This is a genomic window from Aeromonas sp. 96A (genome assembly GCF_051919165.1).
Classification (GTDB): domain Bacteria; phylum Pseudomonadota; class Gammaproteobacteria; order Enterobacterales; family Aeromonadaceae; genus Aeromonas; species Aeromonas veronii.
The window spans coordinates 793385-815856 of sequence record NZ_JBQBFE010000001.1; the positions used below are offsets into that span (position 1 = coordinate 793385).

At 60.3% G+C, this 22472-nt stretch carries 16 protein-coding genes, 3 tRNA genes and 1 pseudogene; 12 read left to right on the forward strand and 8 right to left on the reverse strand.

Features of this window, described 5'->3' with window-relative positions; translation table 11 throughout:
- Window positions 1-28: 28 nt before the first annotated feature.
- Both clpA and clpS read right to left on the reverse strand, forming a co-directional pair.
- Window positions 29-2284 (reverse strand): ATP-dependent Clp protease ATP-binding subunit ClpA, encoded by a 2256-nt coding sequence (clpA, locus tag ACTG2W_RS03620; RefSeq protein WP_106843259.1) that lies wholly within the window; start codon window positions 2282-2284, stop codon window positions 29-31.
- A 59-nt stretch (window positions 2285-2343) separates the two neighbouring features.
- Complete coding sequence (clpS, locus tag ACTG2W_RS03625; protein WP_005337111.1) at window positions 2344-2661, reverse strand: ATP-dependent Clp protease adapter ClpS; 318 nt, start codon at window positions 2659-2661, stop codon at window positions 2344-2346.
- A 229-nt stretch (window positions 2662-2890) separates the two neighbouring features.
- On the opposite strand from clpS, the gene cspD reads away from it, so the two are divergent.
- Window positions 2891-3109 (forward strand): cold shock-like protein CspD, encoded by a 219-nt coding sequence (gene cspD / locus ACTG2W_RS03630; RefSeq protein WP_005300025.1) that lies wholly within the window; start codon window positions 2891-2893, stop codon window positions 3107-3109.
- Between the two features lie 117 nt (window positions 3110-3226).
- On the opposite strand, the gene folD is transcribed toward cspD, so the two are convergent.
- Complete coding sequence (gene folD, locus ACTG2W_RS03635; RefSeq protein WP_005337113.1) at window positions 3227-4081, reverse strand: bifunctional methylenetetrahydrofolate dehydrogenase/methenyltetrahydrofolate cyclohydrolase FolD; 855 nt, start codon at window positions 4079-4081, stop codon at window positions 3227-3229.
- Window positions 4082-4294: 213 nt separating this feature from the next.
- Here folD and ACTG2W_RS03640 point away from each other — a divergent pair.
- The 8 genes from ACTG2W_RS03640 to ACTG2W_RS03675 all read left to right on the forward strand — a co-directional run bounded on the left by ACTG2W_RS03640 (window position 4295) and on the right by ACTG2W_RS03675 (window position 10661).
- Window positions 4295-4371 (forward strand) — tRNA-Pro (locus ACTG2W_RS03640).
- A 37-nt stretch (window positions 4372-4408) separates the two neighbouring features.
- A tRNA-Arg gene (locus ACTG2W_RS03645) sits at window positions 4409-4485 on the forward strand.
- 52 nt (window positions 4486-4537) lie between these two features.
- Window positions 4538-4613 (forward strand) — tRNA-His (locus ACTG2W_RS03650).
- Between the two features lie 316 nt (window positions 4614-4929).
- Window positions 4930-5640: a two-component system response regulator RstA gene (rstA, locus tag ACTG2W_RS03655; protein WP_106843258.1), complete on the forward strand. Its 711-nt coding sequence runs from the start codon at window positions 4930-4932 to the stop codon at window positions 5638-5640.
- A gap of 21 nt (window positions 5641-5661) precedes the next feature.
- Window positions 5662-6987, forward strand: coding sequence for a two-component system sensor histidine kinase RstB (gene rstB, locus ACTG2W_RS03660; protein ID WP_106843257.1), 1326 nt, complete (start codon window positions 5662-5664; stop codon window positions 6985-6987).
- Window positions 6988-7041: 54 nt separating this feature from the next.
- On the forward strand, window positions 7042-7224 hold the full coding sequence (locus tag ACTG2W_RS03665) for a hypothetical protein (protein ID WP_005337116.1): 183 nt from the start codon (window positions 7042-7044) through the stop codon (window positions 7222-7224).
- 153 nt (window positions 7225-7377) lie between these two features.
- Window positions 7378-9927, forward strand: a complete 2550-nt coding sequence (mprF, locus tag ACTG2W_RS03670) for a bifunctional lysylphosphatidylglycerol flippase/synthetase MprF (RefSeq protein WP_106843256.1) — start codon at window positions 7378-7380, stop codon at window positions 9925-9927.
- An 11-nt stretch (window positions 9928-9938) separates the two neighbouring features.
- Window positions 9939-10661, forward strand: a complete 723-nt coding sequence (locus ACTG2W_RS03675) for an AcvB/VirJ family lysyl-phosphatidylglycerol hydrolase (RefSeq protein ID WP_181281604.1) — start codon at window positions 9939-9941, stop codon at window positions 10659-10661.
- Between the two features lie 566 nt (window positions 10662-11227).
- Here ACTG2W_RS03675 and ACTG2W_RS03680 read toward each other — a convergent pair.
- From ACTG2W_RS03680 to ACTG2W_RS03700, 5 genes and pseudogenes are all read right to left on the reverse strand, one after another.
- Window positions 11228-12379, reverse strand: a pseudogene (locus ACTG2W_RS03680) (IS3 family transposase).
- Between the two features lie 169 nt (window positions 12380-12548).
- Complete coding sequence (locus ACTG2W_RS03685) at window positions 12549-13685, reverse strand: glycosyltransferase family 4 protein (RefSeq protein ID WP_106843255.1); 1137 nt, start codon at window positions 13683-13685, stop codon at window positions 12549-12551.
- Between the two features lie 12 nt (window positions 13686-13697).
- Window positions 13698-14969 carry a glycosyltransferase family 4 protein gene (locus ACTG2W_RS03690; protein ID WP_106843254.1) on the reverse strand — a complete coding sequence of 424 codons (1272 nt, stop codon included), beginning with the start codon at window positions 14967-14969 and terminating at the stop codon, window positions 13698-13700.
- On the reverse strand, window positions 14966-16372 hold the full coding sequence (locus ACTG2W_RS03695; RefSeq protein WP_106843253.1) for an O-antigen ligase family protein: 1407 nt from the start codon (window positions 16370-16372) through the stop codon (window positions 14966-14968). The genes ACTG2W_RS03690 and ACTG2W_RS03695 overlap by 4 nt, the downstream gene beginning before the upstream one ends.
- Window positions 16360-17679: a lipopolysaccharide biosynthesis protein gene (locus tag ACTG2W_RS03700; RefSeq protein ID WP_043819779.1), complete on the reverse strand. Its 1320-nt coding sequence runs from the start codon at window positions 17677-17679 to the stop codon at window positions 16360-16362. The genes ACTG2W_RS03695 and ACTG2W_RS03700 overlap by 13 nt, the downstream gene beginning before the upstream one ends.
- A gap of 299 nt (window positions 17680-17978) precedes the next feature.
- Here ACTG2W_RS03700 and ACTG2W_RS03705 point away from each other — a divergent pair, with 299 nt between their 5' ends.
- The 3 genes from ACTG2W_RS03705 to ACTG2W_RS03715 are packed head-to-tail and all read left to right on the forward strand — an operon-like array spanning window position 17979 to window position 22461.
- A complete protein-coding gene (locus tag ACTG2W_RS03705) occupies window positions 17979-18734 on the forward strand; it encodes an acyltransferase (protein WP_421308181.1) in 756 nt (251 codons plus the stop codon).
- Complete coding sequence (locus ACTG2W_RS03710) at window positions 18731-19930, forward strand: glycosyltransferase (RefSeq protein ID WP_421308183.1); 1200 nt, start codon at window positions 18731-18733, stop codon at window positions 19928-19930. The genes ACTG2W_RS03705 and ACTG2W_RS03710 overlap by 4 nt, the downstream gene beginning before the upstream one ends.
- Entirely contained in the window at window positions 19927-22461 is a 2535-nt protein-coding gene (locus ACTG2W_RS03715) for a hypothetical protein (RefSeq protein WP_421308185.1), read from the forward strand. Before ACTG2W_RS03710 ends, ACTG2W_RS03715 begins: the two co-directional genes overlap by 4 nt.
- Window positions 22462-22472 lie beyond the last annotated feature (11 nt).

A 22472-nucleotide genomic window follows, 5' to 3' on the forward strand; every position in this document is an offset into this window, starting at 1 on the left:
TTTTTTGTCGTTTTCTGATCACTGACGCTTAGTGGGAAACAGCTTCAACATTGACCTGAAAATCAAAGCTGAGGCTGTCATTTACCAACTCAACCTTCACTATCCCCCCGTCAACCAGTGAACCAAACAGGATCTCGTTGGCCAGGGGTTTCTTGAGGTGCTCCTGGATTACCCGACCCATCGGTCTGGCCCCCATGGCTCTGTCATACCCCTTCTCCGCCAACCAGTGGCGGGCACGCTCGGACACCTCGAGAGAAACTCCCTTCGCATCCAGTTGAACCTGCAATTCGACAATGAACTTGTCGACCACCTGATGGATCACTGTCATATCGAGATGGTTGAACCAGATGGTGTGATCAAGCCGGTTACGGAACTCCGGACTGAAGGTCTTGTTGATCACCGCCATGGCATCGTGGCTCAAATCCTGTTGCTGGAAGCCAATCGATTTACGCTGAGTCTCCTGCACACCGGCGTTGGTAGTCATCACCAAAATGACGTTACGGAAATCCGCCTTGCGCCCGTTGTTATCGGTCAAGGTGCCGTTGTCCATCACCTGCAGCAGTAGATTGAATACATCCGGATGAGCTTTCTCAATTTCGTCAAGCAACACAACGGAATGAGGATGCTTGATAACAGCATCGGTCAGCAACCCCCCCTGTTCAAAACCGACATAACCGGGAGGCGCGCCAATCAGGCGAGATACGGTATGGCGTTCCATGTACTCGGACATATCAAAGCGCAGCATCTCGACACCCAATGCCTTGCCCAACTGCTGGGTCACCTCTGTTTTACCAACACCGGTAGGACCGGCAAACAGGAAGCAACCAACCGGGCGACGCTCGTTGCCAAGTCCTGAACGAGAGAGGCGAATCGCATCGGTCAGTACCTCGATGGCTTTATCCTGACCAAAGACCACCATCTTGAGATTACGCTCCAAGTTCTTCAGCACCTCTTTATCCGAGGAAGAAACTGATTTCTCCGGAATGCGGGCGATCTTGGCTACGATGGACTCAATTTCCTGCACATTAATCACTTTCTTGCGCTTGCTCGCCGGCAGCAACCGCTGACCGGCACCCGCTTCGTCGATCACGTCGATCGCCTTGTCGGGCAAGTGACGATCATTGATGTACTTGGCAGAGAGCTCGGCAGCTGCACGGATCGCCTTGGCGGTATAGCGCACGCAGTGGTGAGCTTCATAGCGACTCTTGAGCCCCATCAGGATGCGCGTGGTGTCATCGATAGTTGGCTCGACAATATCGATCTTCTGGAAGCGACGGGCCAGCGCACGGTCTTTCTCGAAGATCTGGGCGTACTCCTGATAAGTGGTGGAGCCCACACAGCGGAGCAAACCATTTGAGAGCAGTGGCTTGATCAGGTTGGCCGCATCCAGCTGACCACCGGAAGCAGCACCGGCACCAATGATGGTATGGATCTCGTCGATAAAGAGGATGGCCCCTTCCTGACGCTCAATCTGCTTGAGCAGTACCTTGAGGCGCTTCTCGAAATCACCACGGTACTTGGTGCCCGCCAGCAGAGAACCCATATCCAGCGAATAGATGGTACTGCCCGCAATCACCTCGGGGACATCCCCCTTGACGATGCGATAGGCCAACCCTTCGGCAATGGCTGTTTTGCCCACGCCGGCTTCACCCACCAGCAGCGGGTTGTTCTTGCGACGGCGGCAGAGCACCTGAATAGTCCGACTGAGCTCCTGATCACGGCCAATCAGCGGATCGATGCGCCCTTCCAGCACCAGCTGGTTCAGGTTGGTGGCAAAGCTCTCGATCTGTGCGGCAGAAACATCATCATCAGACTCGGGATTGTTATTGCTGCCGAGATCCGGCTTGCTGTCCTTGCGCACCCCGTGGGAGAGGAAATTGACGACGTCGAGACGGCTGATCTCGGCTTTTTTCAGGAAATAGGCAGCTTGTGACTCCTGCTCACTGAAGATAGCGACCAGCACGTTGGCGCCGCTGACTTCGGTATTGCCGGAGGATTGCACATGGAAGACGGCACGCTGCAACACGCGCTGGAAGCCCAGTGTCGGCTGGGTTTCACGATCTTCATCATCGCGCGGTATGAGCGGAGTAGTTTGGGTGATGAATGCGCGGATCTCCTTGCGCATCTGCTCGACATCGGCACCACAAGAGCTCAGCGCCTCATGGGCTGAACTGTTATCCAGAAGGGCTAACAACAGATGCTCGACGGTCATGAATTCGTGGCGCTCGTCACGGGCCAGTTTGAAAGCCTCGTTCAGCGTCTTTTCTAGATCTTTATTCAACATAGGCACCTCCCCTAGTACAGCTACAATGTGGTGTCACACTCGCCATCAAGTCATCAGATTCAAGCCTTTTCCATAGTACAGAGCAGTGGATGTTCGTTGTTACGTGCATAGGTGTTGACCTGGACAACCTTGGTTTCGGCGATCTCTGCGGTAAACATGCCGCAGACACCCTTACCACTATAATGCACACTCAGCATGACCTGAGTCGCCTTGTCCAAATCCATACCAAAGAACTTTTGCAGCACCTCCACCACGAACTCCATCGGGGTGTAGTCATCGTTGTTCAACACAACCTTATACATGGGTGGCGGCTGCAGTTTTGTTTTCTCTGCTTCTGCAATCTCTTCATTAGCAAAGAGTTCTTTCTGCTTGCTCATAATCGCGCTTTGGTACCTCTAGATTACTACCGTCTAACACAAGGTTGTCAATAGACTTGTTAACCAGATCACATCAGCTGTTAACAACTTCTTGACTCGCTCAAAAGTTAGACTAGATTGGTTACTTGCTAATCTGTGCCCGTCTGCTATGGGCCCATGTCCCTAGTTATAAAGGGCTGGCGCAGGTTACTCAACGACTTCTGGGTAATCAATAAAAGGATGTAGAAGTATGGCAACCGGCACAGTTAAGTGGTTTAACAACGCAAAAGGATTTGGGTTTATCTGTCCGGAAGGGGGCGGTGAGGATATCTTCGCTCACTACTCCACGATTCAAATGGAGGGCTACAAGACCCTGAAAGCGGGTCAGGCTGTCAATTTTGAACTGCAACAGGGGCCGAAAGGAAATCACGCCTCTGTGATTGTGCCAAACGAAGCACAAAATATGTAAATAACACCCGTTGGATAAATAAAAAACCGGTTCCTCTCTGAGCAACCGGTTTTTTATTGTCAGATTTCTGGCGAATCCTGCCTCCTCACGGGATCACAGGGTTATCACCAGCCATGATCAGTCGTGATATTCGCTGCAGGCGATCAGGGTATTTTCCATCAAGCTGGCGACCGTCATCGGGCCCACGCCACCGGGTACCGGAGTAATGAAGGAGGCATGGCTGCGCGCCGTCTCAAACTCCACATCCCCGACCAGCGAGCCATCAGCCAGGCGATTGATGCCCACATCGATTACCAGTGCCCCCGGTTTGATCCACTCGCCCGGGATGAAGTTGGGCTTGCCGACCGCAACAACCAGCAGATCGGCACGGCGTACCTGCTCTTCCAGATCCCGGGTAAAACGGTGACAGGTCGTGGTTGTGCAGCCCGCCAGCAGCAATTCGAGGGTCATGGGACGCCCCACTATGTTGGACGCTCCCACCACAACCGCATGCAGACCATGTGTCTTCACGCCGGTGGTCTCGATCAGTGTCATGATCCCTTTCGGAGTGCAGGGGCGCAGCGCCGGAATACGTTGGGCCAGACGACCGACGTTATACGGGTGAAATCCATCTACATCCTTGTCAGGCTGGATCCGCTCCAGCACCTGAGTGGTATCAAAGTGATCCGGCAACGGCAGCTGAACCAGAATGCCATCTACGTGGCTATCCGCATTCAACTGGTCGATCAGCGCCAGCAGCTCTTCCTGACTGGCGGTTGCACTCAGATCATAGGAGCGGGAGAGAAACCCCACCTCCTCACATGCCCGGCGTTTGCTGCCGACATAGACCTGAGAGGCGGGATCCGCCCCCACCAGAATGACTGCCAGCCCTGGAGCCCGTTTCCCTGCCGCCAACCGCTGTTGGACTTGCGCCGCGACCTGGCTGCGAATCGTTTGCGCAACCTGTTTTCCATCTATGATTTTGGCAGACATCGTTCTCCACTCACCATGTGTTCAACTGCCGCGCATTGTCGCATTTTTTTAGCCGGGATGTTAGCGGCAGACGCACGCCAGACCTGTAGCGGGCAATAAGTAGGCACTTGAATTTACTGGGGGAAAAAGTCGTTGACGCTGGCCCTTACGCTTGGCTATGATGCCCGCCCGTTGCCCAGTACGAATCATGTCGATATGCTGGTCAGGGATTTTCGGTGATTAGCGCAGTCCGGTAGCGCATCTGGTTTGGGACCAGAGGGTCAAAGGTTCGAATCCTTTATCACCGACCATGTTCATCGACCTGTCTTCAAGACGTGTTGATACAAAGCGCCCTTAGCTCAGTTGGATAGAGCAACGGCCTTCTAAGCCGTGGGTCGCAGGTTCGAATCCTGCAGGGCGCGCCATTGATGTTCCCCAATCCTTCTGGATTGGCGAGCGTTGATGAAAATTTCAGTGGTGGCTGTAGCTCAGTTGGTAGAGTCCCGGATTGTGATTCCGGTTGTCGTGGGTTCGAGCCCCATCAGCCACCCCATTATTCTGTCGATAATCACCGCAAGGTGATGTCCATCGACTTGGTGTAGTGACCTTCTGGTCTGCTCCGCGAAAAACCGGCCTTAGCCGGTTTTTTTGTTTTGTGCCAGGCAGCACCTTGCCTTGTCTGCAAGGCCATCATCCTCCAGATCGATAAACGCGGCCCCGCCCATTTGTCACGATATGCGCCTCCCCATCGATACACACGGCCACACTCCCCCACACATCAGCCTGCCCGGTTCTTTTTCTGTATTTCCCAAGCGCCATTGATATGCTGATCGCTCTTCTTCTCTCCTGCTTCCCGTCGGAGCTTTTCTATGCAACGCATTCTTTTTGTCGAAGATGATCCCGAGATTGGCCAGCTCATCAGCAGTTGGCTCGGTCGCCACGATATGGAAGTGATCCTCGAGCCCAGAGGGGATCTGGCGCTGGCCCGGGTCGAGGCCGAACAGCCCGATCTGGTGCTGCTCGATATCATGCTGCCGGGGCAAGATGGCATGTCCCTCTGTCGGGATCTGCGGCCACGCTTCGACGGCCCCATCGTAATGCTCACCTCACTGGATAGTGACATGAACCAGATCCTGAGTCTGGAGCTGGGCGCCAACGACTACATTCTCAAAACGACGCCGCCGCCGGTGCTGCTGGCCCGGTTGCGGGTGCAGTTTCGCCAACACCAGCAAACATCAACCCAACCCGTCGCCACCAGCAGCGTTCCCCAGCAGTTGCAATTTGGTCGGCTGCGGGTGGATGGCCCGGGGCGAGATGTGCGGCTCGATGGCGAGAGCATTGCCCTCTCGACCGCCGACTTTGATCTGCTGTGGGAGCTAGCCTGTCACGCGGGCCAAATCTTGAGTCGGGAAGCCCTCTTTCGCAGCCTACGCGGCAGGGAGTACGACGGCCAGGATCGCAGCATGGATGTGGCCATCTCCCGCCTGCGCCGAAAACTGGGTGATAACCCCGACAACCCGACCCGGATCAAGACGGTGCGCCAGAAAGGCTACCTCTTTGTCCCCCACGCCTGGGAATAACCCTCTTTCGGGAGCACCGCCATGCGCCACCTCTTTATCCAGTTCTATCTGCTGCTGATCGGCTGTTTCACGCTGGCCATCCTGCTGGTTGGCGTGGTCTATCAGGTGACCGCCGAACGGGCGGGTGATCGCTATCTCGAACGCATGATGCAGGGCTCTCTTGGCCTGTTGACCAGCGAGTTGGCAAGAACCCCGCCAGAGCGCTGGCCCGATCGGCTGGCCGAGCAGAGCCGCCAGTTTACCCTCCCCCTCAAGATCGGCGAGCTGGTGCGCCAGCCCTTGGCCAGCGAGGATCAGGCCTTTCTGGCCGCTGGCAATATTGTCATCGTCGAGGAAGATGACACCTTCCTGCAGCGCATCCCCGATACCGATCGGGTGCTGATTGTCGGCCCGGTTCCCTATCTCTCCTACCTGCACGAGCTGCACTGGGTCGATGTGGGACTGCTGCTGGTGATCGGCCTCTCTCTCGGCCTACCCATCCTTCTGTGGCTGCGTCCCCACTGGCGCGGCTTGCAACAGTTGGAGCAAACCGCACGTCGCGTAGGTGATGGGGATCTCTCCTGCCGAACCAATCTGCCACCGGGCAGCAGTCTGGCCCGGGTGGGACGCACCTTCGATCAAATGGCGACCCAATTGCAGGCCATGATTGCCAGCCGCAAGCAACTGACCGATGCCATCGCCCACGAGTTGCGCACCCCACTGGTCCGGTTGCGCTATCGGCTTGCCATGCTCGATCCTGCCCCTGCCGAGCAGGAGCAGCAGGCGCTGGAGCGAGATCTGGGGGCGCTGGACGCCCTGATCGAAGAGATGCTCACTTACGCCAAGCTGGATAGACCCGAACTGCCGCTGCAGCGGGACGAGCTGGAGCTCAGTCACTGGGCACAAGCACATCTCGGCGACTGGCAAGCGCTGGCACCCGAGAAGAAGCTCACCCTCGATCTGCCGCCACGCCACATGCCCTGGTGCGGCGATCAGCGTCTGCTGACGCGCGCGGTGGAGAACCTCATCGGCAATGCTCTGCGCTACGCCGAGAGCGAGGTCACCCTCTCCATCTCGCGGCTACAGGAGAACTATCTGCTGGAGGTTAGCGACGATGGGCCGGGGATCGATCCCGCGCTGGCGCCCCAGATCTTCGAGCCGTTCGTACGCCTTGATCAGAGCCGGGATCGTCGCACCGGCGGCACCGGGTTGGGGCTGGCCATCGTGCGCAGCATTGCCCGTCATCACGGGGGGGATGTGGCGTTGCTGGCCAGTGACCACGGCGCCCACTTCTGCCTCACCCTGCCTGTACATTTGGATACAAACCGTCACCAACCACTCACTGAAGGGACGCCGCAACCGTCATAGGATGACTGTCATGGAGAACGCTCCATAACATCAACCCGAATAAGGAAATTGAACATGAAAAAGATCATTCCCCTGACCCTGGCTGCCGTCTTCGCCCTCACCTCCGGTTTCACCATGGCGGCCACCCCGACCAAGACAGCCACACCGCAGGCAACCCAGACCAAGGTGGTGAAAAAACACCATAAAGCCACCCACGCCAAGACCCCTGCCGTCAAAGTCGCGCCGAAAACCAAGTGATCCAACCGGTCACTGGATAACACAGAGGGAGGCTGACGCCTCCCTTTCCATCTCTTCCCGAAATTTTCCTGACGAGCGCCTCCCTCGTCCAAACCGGATCCACGACCCGGCTCCCCCTTTGCGGGAAACGGTCAATGACCACAGGAACATGGCATGTGGCGTCATCTGCTTAAATGGCTCGGCCCCGTGTGCAGCTTGCTGCTACTCGGCACCGCTCTGACCGTGCTGTATCACCTGACTCAGGCATGGCACTGGCACGATATTCGTGTGGCCATCTGGTCCCAACCCCTGCCGCGACTGGCGGGCGCCCTGCTGCTGACCCTGCTCAGTTATAGTTGCCTCTGCAGCTATGACATGCTGGCGCTCCATGCGCTGGGCAAACGCCTTCCCTGGCAACAGGTCAGCATCACCTCTTTTATCGCCTACACCTTCTCCAACACCCTGGGATTTGCCCTGCTGACCGGCACCTCGGTACGCTATCGCCTCTACTCTGCACTGGGGCTCGCCACCGGAGAAGTGGCCCGCGTGGTGCTGTTCTGCTCCATCACCTTCTTCCTCGGCCTGTTGGCGTGGGGAGGTGGCGCCCTACTGACCTGCGATGTATCACAGTTGCAGCCTGACTGGCCGCAATGGGCAGATACCCTGTTCAGGCTGGCGGGCGTCATGGCTCTGCTGTTGGTGGCCTGCTACCTCTGCTGGCCCACACACCGTCTATCCTGGCGGAAACACACCCTGACCCTGCCGGGCTTTCGGATACGCCTGCTGCAACTGCTGGTCGCGCTGGCCGACTGGATGGCCGCCGCCGCAGTGCTGTTTGTGCTGTTGCCTGCAGATAGCGTCCCCTACCCCGTGCTGCTCAGCGCCTTCGTGCTGGCCAGCTTCCTCGGGGTGCTGGCCCACGTGCCGGGCGGGATCGGGGTGTTCGAAGCGAGCATGAGTCTGCTGCTGGCCCACTACTTGCCGGCCGACAAGCTGCTCGCCTCGCTGCTGCTCTATCGCTGCATCTATTACCTGCTTCCCTTTCTCTGTGCCCTGCTGCTCTTTGCGAGTCAGGAGATGCTGCAACAAAAAGCGCGCTGGCAGCGTCTACAGGGGCTGATGAGCGCAGTGCGCGAATTTCTGCCTGCCCTTATCAGCATGGGCACCTTCGCCGCCGGTAGCCTGCTGCTTTGCTCGGGGATGATCCCGACCATGCGCAGCCACATCGAGGTGTGGCTGCAAGTGCTGCCGCTCCATCTGCTCGAGCTCTCCCACGTGCTCGGCAGCGTGAGCGGTATCCTCCTGATCCTGCTGGCGCGCAGCCTCTATCGCCGTCACGACGCCGCGTTTCGCATCACCCAGCTGCTGTTGGCTCTGGGTATCGCCTTCTCCCTGCTCAAGGGGGGGGACTGGGAGTCAGCCCTGCTGCTCGGCAGCTTCCTGCTCATCATGACCCCCTGCCGTTCTCTCTTCTATCGCAAGGGGTCGCTGCTCTATCCCCAGTACACCCCGGGCTGGCTCATCTCGGTCGGCGCCGTGCTGCTGGGAGCGCTGTGGCTGCTGCTCTTCTCCTACCGCCAGGTGGAGTATGACCACGCCCTCTGGTTCCACTTCTCACCCCATGGCGGGGCGGCCCGCGGCCTGCGCGCCATGGGGAGCGTGGTGGCCGTGCTGGCCGTTGCCGGGGTCGCCCAGCTGCTTGCGCCGCTGCGCGTGGTCGGTGAAAAGCCGGACAAGGAGACGCTTGCTCGCGCCCACGAGCTGGTGGTGCGCGAAGGGGGGATCCACGGCTATCTGGCCCAGTTGCAGGACAAGTCCCTGCTGTTCCACCCCGCCGGTGACGCCTTCCTGATGTATGGCATCGAGGGCAACAGCTGGATTGTGATGGGGGATCCGGTCGGTCGCCCCGAGCAGATCGAAGAGCTGCTCTGGCAATTTCGCGAGCGCTGCGACGAGCACGACGCCAATCCGGTCTTTTATCAGGTCTCGGCCCGCTATCTGCCACTCTATCTGGAGCTGGGGCTGATCCCCTTCAAGCTTGGTGAAGAGGCGATGGTCGATCTGGCTACCTTCGATCTCGCGGGCAGCCGGCTGCGCAACCTGCGCCAGAGCCACGCCAAGGGCAAACGAGAAGGGTTGACCTTCGAGGTGGTCGAGGCAAGCGCCGTGGCCCCCCTGCTGCCCAGATTGCAGACCGTCTCCGATACCTGGCTGCAGAGCAAGATGGGCAAGGAGAAGGGCTTCTCGGTCGGCCGCTTCGAGCCTGACTACCTGACTTTGAGCCCGGCTGCGCTGGTGTGGCACGAGGGGCAGATCGTCGGCTTTGCCAACCTCTGGGTGAGCGATAACAAGGAGATGCTCTCCATCGATCTGATGCGCTATAGCCTGGATACCGGCACCGCCCCCATCATGGATTTTCTTTTTGTCGAACTGCTGCTGTGGGGCAAGGCGCAAGGGTACGCCAGCTTCAATCTGGGGATGGCCCCCATGTCCGGCTTCAATGATCACCCGCTCAACAGCTACTGGGCCCGTCTTGGCAATACCCTGTTCGTCCGTGGCAGCCGCTTTTACAACTTCCAAGGGCTCAGACGCTACAAGGAGAAATTTTCGCCCCGCTGGGAACCCCGCTACCTGCTCTGCAGCAGCAAGCTGGTACTGCCCAGAACCCTGACTCACCTGATCACCCTGATTAGCCGCGGCCCGCTGGGGCTGATCAAGAAATAGGAGCATGGCCAATGAGAGCCTTGATTTTGCTGTTACTCAGTCTCGTACTGCCCGTTTCGTCTTTTGCGGCGCACGCCGCCCCGGTCAAGGATGACCTGAGCCTGATTGAGCTGCCGGTCAAGCAGCCATCCGACGCCCCCATGGTGGTGTTTCTCAGCGGCGATGGCGGATGGGCGGCCCTCGACAAGGGGTTGAGCGCCCAGTTTCAGCTGCACGGCATGCCGGTCGTGGGCTGGAGCTCCCTCACCTACTACTGGAAGAAGAAAACCCCGGAGCAGGTGACCGCCGATCTGGAGCGGATCCTCGATGATTACCAGACTCGTTGGCAGCGTCCCCGCTGGCTGCTGGTCGGCTTCTCGTTTGGTGCCGAGATTGTCCCCTTCGTCATCAACCGGTTGCCGGAGCACTATCGTCAGGGGCTGGTCGGGGCCGTGATGCTCTCCCCCTCCACCAGCTCGGATTTCGAGATCCACGTCAGCGACATGCTGACCCACAAGACCCGCAGCTACCCGACCGAACCGCAGGTGAAGACCATCCGCGATCTGCCGATGCTCTGCCTGCAAGGAGCCGATGACGATGACGGCGACCGCCTCTGCCCCCGTCTCAACCAGCCCAACGTCACCACCGTCACTCTGCCGGGAGGACACCATTTTGACGATAACTACCCCCAGCTCTATCAGGCCATCACCAAGCATCTGAACCTGCCCCCGGATCCACTGACTGTGGAGCATTAACCGGTATCACCACGGAATGCCTTTTAAGTACCGAGCAGGGCAAATCAGCGAGCAATGAAAAGGGCCTCTCTTGCGAGAGGCCCTTTAACTGAATTCGACAGCAAGTTTGACAGGATTAGGCTTGGGTTCGGCAGCAAGATCACTGCGGCTGTTCACTCCAATTGGCCAATCGGCTCAGCCAGATGCTGGGCTATCAACAATGAGGATTTGCAGTCCTATGCTGACAACTGCTCGGGATTGCGCCATAAAACAAAAGCCCTGATGTTTCCATCAGGGCTTTGCAATGTGGCGGTGAGGGAGACTGCCTCAATCAATACCGGACACATCCAATATATTCAATTAAAATCAGTACCTTACAGAACAATAAGTCCAGCATCGCCCGACTGAAAATGACTCTATCCCGTACTAAATGGCACAATGGATGGCATAGTCCATAACATGCCACATTCTCAAGGAATCCTTCCTACAGCACTTCTTACAGATACCAAAGCACGTAATCTCAAGCCTAGCGACAAAACGATTGCACATGGTGGTGTGACTGGCCTTGAATTGCCACCATTGTTTTTCTAGACAATCTGTTGCTGACAAATAAACTGCCTTTCAAACTCTACCGGCGACAGCCCATCATTGAAACCATGGAGCCTGATTGGTTTGTAAAACATCTCGATATAATCAAATACGTCGCTGTGGGCTTCGTCTCTTGTCGCATAAATCCTGCACTTGATCCGCTCCCGTTTGATCAACTGAAAGAAGCTCTCGGCGACCGCGTTGTCGTGACAGTTACCCCGTCGGCTCATGCTGCAACTCAGGTTGTGGGCCTTCAGGAAGTCCTGCCATTCACCACCGGTAAACTGGCTGCCCTGATCCGAGTGCACCAGTACCGGCTGCTTGGGCTTGCGCCGCCAGACGGCCATCAATAACGCATCAACTGCCAAGTCTGCCGTCATGCATTACTTCATCGCCCAACCGACGATCTGGCGAGAGAGCAGGTCGAGCACCACCGCCAGGTACAGCCACCCTTCTTAAGTGCGGATGTAGGTAATGTCAGTCACCTAGGAGATGTTGGGGGCTGGCACCTTAAACTGACGTGCCTGCGTGTTTGGGGCAGCTTGCGTGCTCTTGCCTCCATAATGCCCCTTGCGGCGTTGATAGCCCGTTTGCGAACGCAGCCCTTCCCGCCTCATTAATTTGGCCACACGGTGCTTGCCGCAGGCTTCCCCTGCGTCACGAAGGTCGCGATGGATCTTGCGATAACCGTAGACGGCACCACTTTTTAGCCAGGATTGCTGGACTAATCCTATCAGTCGTTCGTCCTCCTACTGTCGTGGCGATACGGGCTGTTTCAGCCACGCATAGAAGCCACTTCGGTGAACCCCCAGGGTCTGGCACAGGGTAACGACACTGTACCGGTCGAGTCGGGAGGCTATGAACGCGTACCTTTCCTTGACTCGCTGGCAAAGTATGCCACGGCCTCCTTTAGGATATTGCGCTCCTCGGTGACCTGGTGCAGTTCTGTAGTTCAGGCGGCGGATCTCGGATTGCAAGGCAGACTCTTCGAGCAGCTGGTCAGAGGGCTTACCGTACTGCCTGAGCCAAGCATTCAGACTGTGGCTGGATACCCCAAGGACTCGTGCAACGTCAGCCACCGGCCGTCCGCGCTCGGTGATTTGTTTAACCGCTTCGATTTTGAATGTTTCTGGATAACGCTGACGGGTCATAACACCTCCAATAGTTGCCTCATTTTATGGCTGTGAAGTGTCTAGGGAACTGGGGCGATTCATCCGGCCGTAACTGCATCAGAGTGGCGGAGTCACCCAGCCTCCCGCAACCAGTCTGCCCATAAGTCCCTCATACACCCCCATCCTCCCCGTGGGGAACCACTGCGCACTAACCATGCACGGCAAGGCTCAACGCATCCCATCGCAACATACCTTCCCACTGATCCAGTGTGCTTTGATAGGTATCTGCCGCGTTGTAATGGACCATGGCATGCAGGCGGGCATGATGGCCAAGTCGCTTGACCACGTCGGGCATGGCATTGAGGCTGGCCAGCACCCGCGCCAGATCGCCGGGATCGTTGGGCTGATATTTACGGCAATTCACGTCATCGGTGAGGTGTCGATCCCACCAGGCGCCATCGGCCGGGATCACTACGCATAATCCCGCCGCCATAGCCTCCAGAATGGAGAGACCAAAGGGTTCCTGATGGCTGGTGGAGACAAAAATGCCGCATCGAGATCGGATCTCGTCAAGATTTGCGGGGTTGGCATACCAGTGCGTGTCTGGCAGCTGTGGCTGAGGCTGGCTGCAGGGTTGCAGCGTGCCCTTGGGCTGCAGATAGCACACCATCAGCTCGGGGCGAGCGTCAGGGATCAGTTGATGGGCGGCCAGCATGGTCTCCAGCCCCTTCCAGCGCAGCAACGAGGCCGCCCACAAAATACGAGGCCCCCCCAGAGTCGCTTTGGGCCAATCAATCTCGCTCAAACCATTGGTAAATGGCTGCCAGTGTGACGGGAACTCGGTCTCGCCAAGCCGGGCCAGCAACGCCGCCAGGGAGCTGCGAGTTGATTCGAGATAAAAGACAAAATTCGCCCGCTGCAAGGCTCTGGCAGAGAGCCCCGAGCACCCCACAGGGCCATGGATCAGCTGAACCACCCGGCACCGCAACCAGCGGGCCGCCCAGTAGCAGCAGAGATCCACTCCCGGCCCGGACGCCGCCACCAGGCACTTCACCTGCCCCAGACGCAACACCAGCCAGAGGATCAGCAGGGTCTGCCACCCCTGTTTGAGCAGATAGCCGATGCCGGACTCCCGCCCCTTCAATATGTGGGGCAGCCAAAGGGGGTGATGTTGGCTTCGGGGCCAGGAGTCGGGATCCTGGGTCAGCACATGGCATGTGAGCCCGGGCATCCGTTTGGCCAACTCATCGAGCAGCACTTCGGTCGCAACCTTGGAGCCCCCGCGAAACGGGATGGGATCCACGACGATGATCTTTCCAAACACCGGCTCAGTTTGCATGCTCATCTTGCTGCTCCCTTACTCTGGCACCTTGCGGCGGCCAAACCCCAGTTGCACTTTTTGCGCCACTTTGGCCATCCCACTCGCCAACATATTGCGCCCTCTGGCAAGGAGTCGTTGCCCCGCCCAGTGAATGAGTGTGCGATAGGGCGCGGGGGCCGTTGAGTGCCAACGACCAGCCCGCGCGGCGTCCCACACCGCCGTGACCCCGTCGACATAGCGCGCCACCGTGAACAACTGTGCGGCACGCAACTGAGCGGCCCGCCCCATTTCACATCGGCGCTGCGGATTGCTCAATTGCCGCCAGTGATCAGCCATCTCGGCCCAATCCCCCGGGGTTGCCAGCAAGCCGGTCGCCCCCTCCTCCACCACTTCGGGGATGCCGCCCACCCGATAGGCACTGACCGGGAGCCCCAACATGCCCGCCTCCGCCAACGTCAGACCAAACACCTCCTCACGGGCTCCGGAGACCAGCAGATCCACCCCGCCCCGCAAGATAGCGGCACTGTCCGGCCGCTCGCCGAGAAAGTGGACCCGCTCGGCCACCCCGAGCTCGACAGCCAACGCCATCAATGCTTCCCGCTCCGGGCCGCTGCCAATAATCAGCAACTGGGCCTCCTCCCCCGATGCCATCAGGGCAGCCAGCGAGCGGATCAGCAGATCAATCCCCTTGCGTTTGATCAATGAGCCGACGGTTGCGATGATCATATCCCCCGGTGGCAAGCCCAGCATGTCGACGACCGGCCAGTGAGCACCGCCATTCAGGCGAGCGGCATCGACCCCGTTGGATACACGGATCAACCGCTCGGCCGCGCAGCCATCCTGGCGCCAACCGGTCAACACCGGCTCGCTCACCCCGATCAGCACGCTTGCCTGATGAACCCGCAGGCTGAATCTGTCTCTGGGCTGGTAACGGGCATGGAGGTGGCACACCAACGGTACCTGCAACACTCGACAGACCCCCACCAGCCACTGACAAGGGGCCGCGCTGTTTGCATGTACCAGCCCAATCTGCCGCTCGGTGATGAGCTCTCTGGCTCGCCGGGAGAGGCGCCGATGGGCAGCAAGATCAAAGCGGGGCGCCTGCCATCCCAGCAGCAGGCTGAACGGCTCGACCATGGTTTCTACCCCGAGGGTGGCCGCCTCTGCCGCCAGCGTCGGGCTATTACACCAGAGCAACGGCGTAAACCGGCTGCGATCGAGGTGGGCCAGCAGATCCAGCAGGCAGCGTTCGCTGCCGCGGATCCAGTCCTCTCCGTAGTGAACCAGCAAAACAGGGGTTGCGTTCATCCTCTTGCTCCCTTTGGTTGCACTGCCGGCAACCGGGTTGCCTCCTGATGATCCTCAGCGGTGGCCTGCACCTCTGTGGCCGCCTGCTGCACGTACTTGATGACGGCGACGGCCAGCGCCAATTCCAGATAGATGGGCCAAGTAAACCCCTGGGTCAGGAAGGAGCCCGAAATCACAAACCCCACCATGCTGGCCATCACCCCCTGCATCGCCGTGATCACTGCAGGAGGCATGCCAGCAAGCTGACAACGCCAGCAACTGCGCAGGGTCACCGTCACCATGCCGATAAACAGCGCCAACCCGACAAAGCCGGTTTCAGCCAGCACCCCGAACCAGGTGGAGTGCACCGCATGATTAAGCCCATCCCAATGGGGGCTGTAGAAGAAGTAGTTGTAATAGAAATTGGACAAGCCCACCCCCACCAGCGGATGACCCAGAGCCATGCCCCAGGCTGCTTGCCAGGCGTAGATCCGCCCCATGGCCGAGGCATCGACCCCGCTCTCGGCGGCACCGCCAGATGCCCGGTCGCTGATCCCTGCGGCGGCAAACAGCACTACCAGCGCGACCATCCCCAGCGAGATCAACAGGGTTTTCGACTTCACCCGCTGCCAGGCAAACAGGCCGCTGACCGCACACACGCCAAGCAAACCACCGCGGCTCTGGGTGGCGATAATGGCGGCCGCAGTCAGCGCAAAGCCGAGCCCCCCCAACAAACGCCCCCCTACCCCATTGCCCTGATTGAGCAGCAAGCTCAGCGAAAAACCGGCAGGAAAGAGCAGCACCAGCGCCAGATCGTTGGGATCCCCCAGCACAGAGCCCAGCTCGCGCCCTATGGTCACCCGGGTGCCCTCCACCAGCCCGATCCCGCTCGCCTTGTTGTAGAGGGCCACCAGCGCCACCAGACAGCCCGCCACCACGAAGGTGCGCACCGCCAGCGCAAAATCCCCCGGAGTGCGCACCAGCCAGGCGGTGGCCAGGGTCATCAGATAGATCTTGCTGTAGCTGCCGGTCCAGGTGGCGATCGCCTCGCCCCGGTTGCTGGCAAACAGCACACCGATGGAGACCATCACAAAGAAGGCCGTCAGCCAGCTCAGGGCTGGACTCCAGTAGGGCTTGATCCGGCCGGTCAACAAAATGTGCCAGACCAGCGCACCGATGGCAGCCAGCGAGAAGAGCAGCGGGATCTTGAGGGGATAGAGCTGGGGGAACACCTCATGCAGCCGAAAGAAGGAGAAGGTGACAAACCCCAGCACCATCAAGAAGGGCCAGCGCAGGGCAAACCAGATGGCGGGAATGGCAAGGCCGAGCACCGGCAGCAGCAAGGGATGGGGCAGCCGCCACCAGAGCAGGGCCAGCACCAGACAAATAGCGCTTGCCCAGATGGCTGGGGTTAGACGAGCCATGATCCTGCCCACCATTGGCCGAGCCAGACCATCGCCAGCGCCCCGAGGGAACTGGCCCAGAGGGTCGAGAGGCGATACGGCAGCGGCAGCAACCGCTGGCTCACCAGATAAAAGGCCAGCGCCCGCACCAGATAGACCAGCAGCAGGGTCCAGATCACCCCGGCGACCCCGAAGGGGGGGATGGCGAGCAGAAAGCCTGCTACCCCAAGGGCGCTGCAGCCCAGATTGATCACCATCTGGGCATTGCTCTTCTCGCCGCTAAAGCAGCCGACATTGAGCAAGTCCGAAACATTGCGCACCGCCATACCCAGCACCAGCAGCGGAATATAGGCGATCGCCCCGTGATAGCTCTCCGGGGTCAGCCAGCGAATGAGCAAGGGGGCAGTGAGCCCGACAATCCCCGCGGTAACAAACCCCAGTACCGACCCCATCACGCTGTAGTGGGCATTGAGCCGCAGTCCATCCGGCTCGCGCAGCAGCATGAAACGGCGGGGATACCACCAGAGGGCAAAGGGTTGCAGCAACAACCCCACTGCCAGCGCCAGCTTGCCCGCCACCGCGTAGTAGGCGAGCAGCGCCTCCCCCACCACATCGGCTAGCAACCAGCGATCCAGTCCGCTCAGGGCAAAACCTGCCAGCCCGCTCACCACCAGGGGCAATCCATAGCGCAGCAACGGCCGATAGTGCTGCCAGTCAAAGCGGATCCCGCTATCTCGCCACTGCCAGAGGCTCAGCAGCAACGCCAGTGCAACGCAGGTCAGGGTGCCGGAGGCCAGCACCCCGCTCACGCCCCAGCCGAGCCAGAGCCACCAGCCAGTCAGCACCGACTGAATCACCGCCTTGCCAGCGGTCGCCACGAAAAAGAGCCGGGCCTGATTGCGCATCCGCAGCCATGCCAGCGGCACGCCGATCACCCCTTCAAACGGCAGAGCGCAGAGCACCCAGCGCACATCCGCAAGGCGGGTTTCAACCGGCAGCCAGGCTTGCACCACAGGTGCAAGCAGCCAGAGCAGCACCAGACTGGCCAGGGCGATCAGCCAGACCAGCCCAAACATGCGGGCCACCACCTGCTGGCGCTCCTGCTCATCTTTCGCCAATCCGGCAAAGCGGTAGAGGGCATCCACCAGCCCGAAGCCGAGAATGAGGGAGCCCAGATTGATGAGGGTGAGCAGCACCTCCAGCTGGCCGTATTCACGAGGCAGCAGCTGATGGGTCAACACCGGCAACATCAGCAGGGAGATCCCCTTCATCAGGAGCAAGCCGCCGGCGTAATAGAGCATGGCAATCTGGTTCACACCAAGTTTCATAGGGCCTCCCAGCCACCCGAAGCATCCCGCTTCGGGTCAGCTACCGCTAATGCAAAGCCCACGCCACTCACCCCCGCCCTGAAGCGATAGCCCCTCTGTGCGGCTTAACCGTCCAAAACAGGCCCAGAATGAGACTGGCATTTGCGTTTTGCACAACGCTGGCTGCAAATTGCACCGACCGGCGCAATCTGCCCCACCTCTTAGCCCCATTTGGCCCGATCCCGCTGGGGTCGTCCTGTTGGCCCGATCCCTGCTTTCTGCTTAGCGAGCAACGGACTGCACCAGAGGGAGAGGTCGCCATGAACACCATCAACCTGCACCGGATGAAAAGCTGGGCCAAACAGGGGGAAACGCCACTGGCTCGCCAGATATGGCGCCTGGCCAAAAGCGCCCGCCACTGGTCATGCCCAGTGATCCCTCCCCTGCATCGGCTGCTTTATCGGCTCTATCTGCTGGGCAACAACGCGCTGGCGACCCTGACCCGCACCCTTTGGTGGACCCCCTTGTTTCAATCTCGCCTGACGGCCCCCGCCCCGCGCCTCTATCTCTATGGCGGCATCCCCTATATCAGCGGTCCGGTCACCATCGAGATCGGCGCCGACTGCCGTCTCAGCGCCGCCATGACCATCAGCGGCCGGGCATCGAGCCAGACACCAAGGCTGGTGATTGGCCGCAATGTCGGGATAGGCTGGCAGACCACCCTGGCGGTGGGCAGCAAGATAGTGCTGGGGGATAACGTCAGAATTGCTGGCCGTGCCTTTCTGGCGGGCTACCCGGGACATCCCGTCAATGCCCGCGACCGCGCTCTTGGCAGACCGGATCGCGATGAACAGGTGGGGGCCATTGTGCTGGAGCAGGATGTCTGGCTAGGCACCGGGGTGATGGTGATGGCCGGTGTCACCATAGGCGCCGGCACCATTGTCGCCGCAGGCAGCGTCGTCACTCGGGATCTGCCCGCAGGTGTGCTGGCAGCGGGTGTACCGGCCACCGTACTGCGCCCCTTGCAGCCACAGGATCACAGCGACCCCGCACACGCTTCGGAGACCTTTGCATGAAACCACACTCACTGCCGCAACTGGTGGTGCTGGGCGAGGATTGGGGCCAGCACCCCTCCAGCACCCAGCACCTGATCAAGCGTCTGTTGCCCGATTATCAGGTGCTCTGGGTCAACTCCATCGGCATGCGCTGCCCCCGTTTTACCCTTCATGATCTCACCCGTATCGTCCGCAAACTGGGGGCCGTGCTGCGCGGCGCGCGCCATGCTGGCGGCCAGTCGGTTGCGCCATCAGAGGTCAGCAGCCCCCGGGTACTGCCGCCGCTCGCCTTGCCACTGCCGGGCAGTCGGCTGGCGGGCAAAATCAATGGCCACTTGCTGGCGGCGCAGATCCGGCGTCAGCTGCCCGAGCTGGATCGCCCCTTGCTCTGGATCTCCCTGCCCAGCGCCGTCGATCTGATTGGCAAGCTCGAAGAGCGGGCGGTGATCTACTACTGCGGCGATGACTTCTCGGCGCTGGCTGGGGTGGATCATCAGGCCATCGCTCACTGCGAAGCCCGACTGGTGGAAAAAGCGGATCTCATTCTGGCCGCCAGCCCCGCACTAGCCAGCCGCTTCCCCCCCCATAAAACCCGGCTCCTCAGCCACGGGGTGGATCTCGAGCTGTTTATGCCCCCCAGAGAGCGCCCGGCAGATCTCCCCTCCGGCCGCCCCATTGCCGGATTTTACGGCAGCCTGAGCGACTGGATTGATATCCCCCTGCTGGCAGAGACGGCTGCCGCCCTGCCCCACTGGGATCTGGTGCTGATTGGCCCGGTCCAGACCGATATCTCCCCCCTCAAGGGGCTCCCCAATATCCATCTGCTGGGGCCCCGTCCCCATCACACGCTGGCGGCCTATGCCCAGCACTGGCAGGTGAGTCTGCTGCCCTTTGTCGACAACGCCCAGATCCGAGCCTGCAATCCATTGAAATTGCGCGAGTATCTGGCCGCAGGGCGCCCCATCGTCAGCACCGATTTTCCGGCCCTCGATGGCTATCGGGATCAGATCCAGCTCCCCCACGATGGGGAGAGCCTGGCACAGGCCATCAATCGGGCCGCCTTTGATCAACCCAATCCGGGCTGGTTTCAGGAGAGTGGCTGGGAGGGGCTCACCCACAGCGAAGGGCGCCACACGCGCCAGCAGCAGGTGGCCCTGCAAAGCTGGGATCACAAGGCTGCCGAGCTGAACAACTGGTTGAAGGGGCTGCCCGGATGAGCAGAGGGCTCTGGCTGGTTATCCTGCTCTGCTGCCATGCAGCAATGGCCACCACTCGGCTGGAGGGGCAGACCCCGCTGCCCCTGACAAGTAACCAGACACCCCAGCGGCTCGATCTGAGCTCCCACAGCTGGCCGGTGGGCAGCGATGATGAACTGGTGATCGAGGGCCATAACCCCAGCGCCCGCCCGCAAACCCTGATCCTGCGTATCGACGATGAGGCCTCGGTCAACTACCGCAGCCGGGTCAATCTGGAGCGGATTGTCGCACCCGGCCCCTTCACCCAGCGCTTTGCCTTGAGCGAGTGGCGCACCAGCCAACCCAGAGCGCTGGCGTTGGACAAACTCACCAAGCTCTATCTCTTTATGGCCGATAACGCCCCCTCCATGACCATTCACCGCTGGTACTGGGTGCCCGGTCTGACCCTGCCTAAGGGCACCATTGCGCTGGATCTGGGGGCCTCCACCGCCCCCCGCTTTACCGGCTTTGAGCCCCTGAGCCCGGGGGATCCCCGGCTGATTGGCCATCCCACCCCCATCTTGCGCCCCTCCGGCGATGCCCTTGTGCGCGATGGGCTGCGCAATCTGGATGGCGTACGGCTGGAGGTCGCCAAGGGGCGCTACCAGCTCACCCTCTGGCTGGATGACCCAGGTGAATGGGAGTACCTGCCCCATCCCTTCGAGCGCAGCGTGCTGGTCAATGGCGAGCCCATCTGGGCCGAACAGTGGCAACCACAGGAGTGGCTCACGCAGCGCTATCTGGCGGGACAATCCCGCGAGGCACTGCCAAATCCGGATCCCTGGCAGCTGTTCGGGGCGCGTCAAGGCGGCCCGGTCCATGTCACCCTGAACCACCGCGGCGGCCCGCTCACTATCACATTGGTGGGTCACTCACCGGATGCCAAATACCTGGCGGGGCTGCTGCTTGCCCCCTATCCGGCCAGCACCAGCAAAGAGGCTCTCCCGAATAGTGGAAAAGATCTCGCCGTATTGGCCGACGCTACCGCCATCGTACTGACCAAGCAGCGCCAGCTGTTTTTGGAAAAGTGGACTCTGGCCCCCTATTCCCCAACCCCAGCTTCGCAGCAGCTGAGCCTCACGCCGATTACGGATGCCGCCCCAACCCTGCAGATCGCCCCGCTATCTGCAGCCGATGCGTTGAAGCAAGCTGCGCAACCGGTGCTGGCCGCCCGTGGCAGCCAGCTGTTGCTGGAGTTTGCCATCCACGCCGCCACCGACGATCCGGCCCCCTTGCTGGTGATCCAGCCCCCCGAACAGGCAGGATCGCCGCTGGCGCTGACCCCCTATTACGGCAAGTGGCATCTGGTTCGCCCGCAGGCGAGCGGCACCCTGCTAGCCCCCTCGGATCAGGAGCTGGTCGAGGGAATCGCCGGACTCACCCTGCTGGCAGGCGTACCTCGGCGTCTGGTACTGCAGATCACCGTCCCACGCGATGCGCCTGCGGGGCGCTATCTCGGCAATATTCAGCTGCTGAGCCAGCAGCAACTGGTGCAGTTACCGCTGACCATCGAGGTGCTGCCGCTGACTCTGCCCGCGGCCAGCAAGCCGGTCGGCATCTATGTCGAAGCCCCCCCGTATCTGAATTGGCTGAACCCCGACCCCGAGGCGCTAAAGCAGCAGATCGCAGAGGCCAGTCGCTGCGATCTGGAGCGGCTCGCCAAACTCGGGATCAGCGGCCTTTCACCCGCCCTGCCACAGGATGAGGCGGGGATGCGGGAGATCATGGGAGAGGCGGCCGGGCTCGGCTTTGTGCCGCCCCTGCTGGCCTATACCCCGCTCAAGCGCTGGGGGAGTGACCCTGCCAGCCAGCTTGATCAGTGGCAGGCGCGGCAACAGGCACTGACCGCCAGCGGCTCGCCCCCGCTGGCATGGAGCCTGTTTGATGAGCCGGATCTCGCCACCCTGCCCGCCATCACCAGCCTGGCGCGGGAGATGAAACGGCGGGATCCGGCGGTGATCCGCGCAGGCCACTTCAATCATCCGGGTCAAGTTGGTCTGCTGGCAGAGGTGGAGATTGCCCTGATCAACGCAGGTTTTGGCGCCGACAAGGCCGATGTGGCCCGGGTGCGCCAACACAAGGTCACCACCTGGTTTTACAATCTGGGCACCCCGAGAGCCGCCGGGTTCTATCTGTGGCAAAGCGGCGCCGAGGGCTATTTGCAGTGGCATGGCCGCATGCCCACCGCCCTGCCCTATGACCCCACCGATGGGCGGGAGAGCGACTTTATGCTGCTCGGCCCGCAAGCCTGCGAGGCGCACCGCCTCTCTCACGATCTGTTGCTGTTGCAGCAAGCCATCGAAGATCTGCGCTGGCTCGCCTGGCTGGAGCAGGAGGCCCGCTATCAGGTGGAAGCCGCCCTGCTGCTGGAGCGTCTGCGGGATCAGCTGCCGACCCGCTGGCAGGTGGCAGAGCAACAGCCCTCTGCCGCCTGGATCCAGTGGCGCCGCGAGATTGAACAACTGGCCAAGGGATTGAAAACATTGCAAACTGGTGCCAACTCATCCTCCTGAAGTGACTGCGT

Bases quoted from the DNA above. Each gene is read 5' to 3' on its own strand.
- clpA (WP_106843259.1), bottom strand. From the start codon at position 2,284: ATGTTGAATAAAGATCTAGAAAAGACGCTGAACGAGGCTTTCAAACTG.
- clpS (WP_005337111.1), bottom strand. From the start codon at position 2,661: ATGAGCAAGCAGAAAGAACTCTTTGCTAATGAAGAGATTGCAGAAGCA.
- cspD (WP_005300025.1), top strand. From the start codon at position 2,891: ATGGCAACCGGCACAGTTAAGTGGTTTAACAACGCAAAAGGATTTGGG.
- folD (WP_005337113.1), bottom strand. From the start codon at position 4,081: ATGTCTGCCAAAATCATAGATGGAAAACAGGTTGCGCAAACGATTCGC.
- rstA (WP_106843258.1), top strand. From the start codon at position 4,930: ATGCAACGCATTCTTTTTGTCGAAGATGATCCCGAGATTGGCCAGCTC.
- rstB (WP_106843257.1), top strand. From the start codon at position 5,662: ATGCGCCACCTCTTTATCCAGTTCTATCTGCTGCTGATCGGCTGTTTC.
- ACTG2W_RS03665 (WP_005337116.1), top strand. From the start codon at position 7,042: ATGAAAAAGATCATTCCCCTGACCCTGGCTGCCGTCTTCGCCCTCACC.
- mprF (WP_106843256.1), top strand. From the start codon at position 7,378: ATGTGGCGTCATCTGCTTAAATGGCTCGGCCCCGTGTGCAGCTTGCTG.
- ACTG2W_RS03675 (WP_181281604.1), top strand. From the start codon at position 9,939: ATGAGAGCCTTGATTTTGCTGTTACTCAGTCTCGTACTGCCCGTTTCG.
- ACTG2W_RS03685 (WP_106843255.1), bottom strand. From the start codon at position 13,685: ATGAGCATGCAAACTGAGCCGGTGTTTGGAAAGATCATCGTCGTGGAT.
- ACTG2W_RS03690 (WP_106843254.1), bottom strand. From the start codon at position 14,969: ATGAACGCAACCCCTGTTTTGCTGGTTCACTACGGAGAGGACTGGATC.
- ACTG2W_RS03695 (WP_106843253.1), bottom strand. From the start codon at position 16,372: ATGGCTCGTCTAACCCCAGCCATCTGGGCAAGCGCTATTTGTCTGGTG.
- ACTG2W_RS03700 (WP_043819779.1), bottom strand. From the start codon at position 17,679: ATGAAACTTGGTGTGAACCAGATTGCCATGCTCTATTACGCCGGCGGC.
- ACTG2W_RS03705 (WP_421308181.1), top strand. From the start codon at position 17,979: ATGAACACCATCAACCTGCACCGGATGAAAAGCTGGGCCAAACAGGGG.
- ACTG2W_RS03710 (WP_421308183.1), top strand. From the start codon at position 18,731: ATGAAACCACACTCACTGCCGCAACTGGTGGTGCTGGGCGAGGATTGG.
- ACTG2W_RS03715 (WP_421308185.1), top strand. From the start codon at position 19,927: ATGAGCAGAGGGCTCTGGCTGGTTATCCTGCTCTGCTGCCATGCAGCA.